2 protein-coding genes are annotated in these 2,344 nt (G+C 42.0%); both read left to right on the top strand.

Annotated elements, in window-relative coordinates; all coding sequences use genetic code 11:
• Positions 1 to 102: 102 nt before the first annotated feature.
• Positions 103 to 936, top strand: coding sequence for a tyrosine-type recombinase/integrase (locus ACTRWE_RS19020; RefSeq protein WP_016898907.1), 834 nt, complete (start codon positions 103 to 105; stop codon positions 934 to 936).
• Positions 933 to 2,024, top strand: a complete 1,092-nt coding sequence (locus ACTRWE_RS19015) for an IS91 family transposase (protein ID WP_262977445.1) — start codon at positions 933 to 935, stop codon at positions 2,022 to 2,024. Before ACTRWE_RS19020 ends, ACTRWE_RS19015 begins: the two co-directional genes overlap by 4 nt.
• The last annotated feature ends 320 nt before the right edge of the window (positions 2,025 to 2,344 follow it).

Here is a 2,344-nt window from a genome sequence, read left to right as displayed (position 1 = left end):
GCGCACTATTAAATTGTTGAACTAAGCCGCTACGCGGAGATCCTATTCTTATCATTTGAGCCACACTTACCTTGGGGTTATCCCATAACTTGGAGGTAAGTCATGAATACACTCATTGAACAAGTCAAAACTGAAATAGCCTATCGAGGTTATTCGCAAAGTACATGTAAAAGCTACAGTGAACATTTACTAAAACTCAGTCATTACTTTAATAAACCGCTCGACTTAGTCACAGATGATGAGTTGAATATCTTTTTTAACGATCCTGCCATTCGCAAACTTTCTAGATCAAGCCAAAAAGTACAGATAAACAGCATTTGGTTCTTGTTTAAACATATTTTACACCGGCCATTGAACTTAGATATTGCACTGCCAAAAGCAAAGTCGCACGCACCCACCTATTTGTCGCGTGATGATATGCGAAGACTGATAGAAAGCTGTACGGATATGCGATTAAAAACGTTAATAGTAGTTTGCTATGGCTGTGGCTTACGCATTGGTGAGCTGCTACATATTAAAGTGCAAAACATTGATGGACAGCGAAAAACCATATTGATTGAACAAGGTAAAGGGGATAAATCACGTTATGTTGTAGTTTCAGATAGCGTACTAAATCAATTACGTTGTTACTGGAAAATGTATCACCCAACGGGTTGGATGTTTTACTCGCGATTGTTAATGGATAAACCGATGTCAGCATCGACCTTTAGGAAGCCATTGAGAAAACACGCACAAGCGTGTGGTTTAAAACACTGTAATCCACATGCACTACGCCATGCTTATGCAACACACCAACTTGAATCAGGTATGCCACTTCATCAACTGCAACATCAGCTTGGGCATAGTGATATTAAAACCACACAAAGTTACTTACATTGGTTACCAGAGTTAGGTCATGGCGGCATTGATCTGCTTGCAGGTTGGGCTAAACAATGAGCGCTTTGCATCTCGCTGATATTTTAAATTCAAATCTTGAGCATTATCGGCAGCATCATACGATGAGCTATCAACAACTGCGAGTCTGTCAGCACCTGCAATCATGTAGAACAGGTCAGCTCGGTTATCAAGCATGGCAATGTGATAACTGTGGGGAGTCGCAAAAAATTGGGTGTAGTTGTCGAGACCGTCATTGCCCGCGTTGCCAAGGCATGGCCACGGCTAAATGGGTGCAAAAACAGCAGGAAGATTTATTACCGTGTCGGTATTTTCATCTTGTTTTTACGCTCCCTCATGAGTTGAATATCATTGCTCACTATAACCCAAATGCGTTGTATCAGTGTTTATTTAAAGCGACATGGCAAACGCTAAGTAAATTTGCGAAACGGAAAAAGCATGGTCAGTTAGGCATGACAAGCGTACTGCATACGTGGGGGCAGAACTTAAGTCAGCATATCCACTTGCATTGTTTGATACCCGCAGGGGCGCTAAATAAAGCGCACTGGCATGAAATAGAAAAAGGCTATTTATACCCCGTAAAAGCGTTATCAACAGTCTTTAGGGGTAAAATGCTAGCGGAACTCAATGAATGCGATAGTTCATTCGCGAAGATAAACACCCCAACAAAGTGGTGTGTGTATAGCAAAGCCTGTTTAACGTACAGTGAAAAGCTCGTGAGCTACCTTGCGCGTTATACCCGAAAAGGCGTGATGTCAGAATCGCGGTTCGTGTCAGCGAATGAGCAGTCAGTGAGCTTTAAATATCGCGACTATGCAGATAACAACCGCGATAAAGTCATGACACTGAGTTGTGATGATTTTTTACGGCGCTACTTACAACATGTATTGCCGAAAGGGTTTATGCGTATTCGCCACTATGGCTTTTTAGCTAATGCGTGCCGCAAGCGAAAGTTAGGGTTAATAAAGGCTCAGGCATCAGCAACCCCATTCAAAGCGGTGAAGCCGAAGGTAGAGCAAGAACGACTAATACCGCATTGGCCTTGCCAGTCATGTAAAGTGGGTATCTTACGATTTATTGGCGTGATGAATTCAGACATGGCGACAAATAAAATAGCGCGAACGAGTTAGCAGCCTTGCTTGCTGCATCAAATCAATGAGTTATCCTGCTTAACTGTTCAGGCTAGTCGCGGCTGCGCGTAAGAAAAACATCCTTGCTTAACGGTTAAACATTCGGTTTAATAAATAGATAATAAACGCTGAGCAATGCAGGGAAAGCTTAAATTATAATAGGTAAGCTTATTAAACTAGCTGATTTAGCTAGAGCCTCTAAAAAGCAAATTCCCATAGCATAAATAGCACCATCTCTGACACACCGAGCAGGTAGCGCCTCAGTCCAACAAGCGATTATGCAACACAAACTGCGTGTCGCATAAATACTAAAATGTTAT

The sequence above is a fragment of the Pseudoalteromonas sp. G5_S1_54_S4 genome (assembly GCF_054968565.1).
The sequence above is the reverse complement of the archived record's forward strand: the minus strand, read 5'-3'. Positions and strand labels throughout refer to the sequence as shown.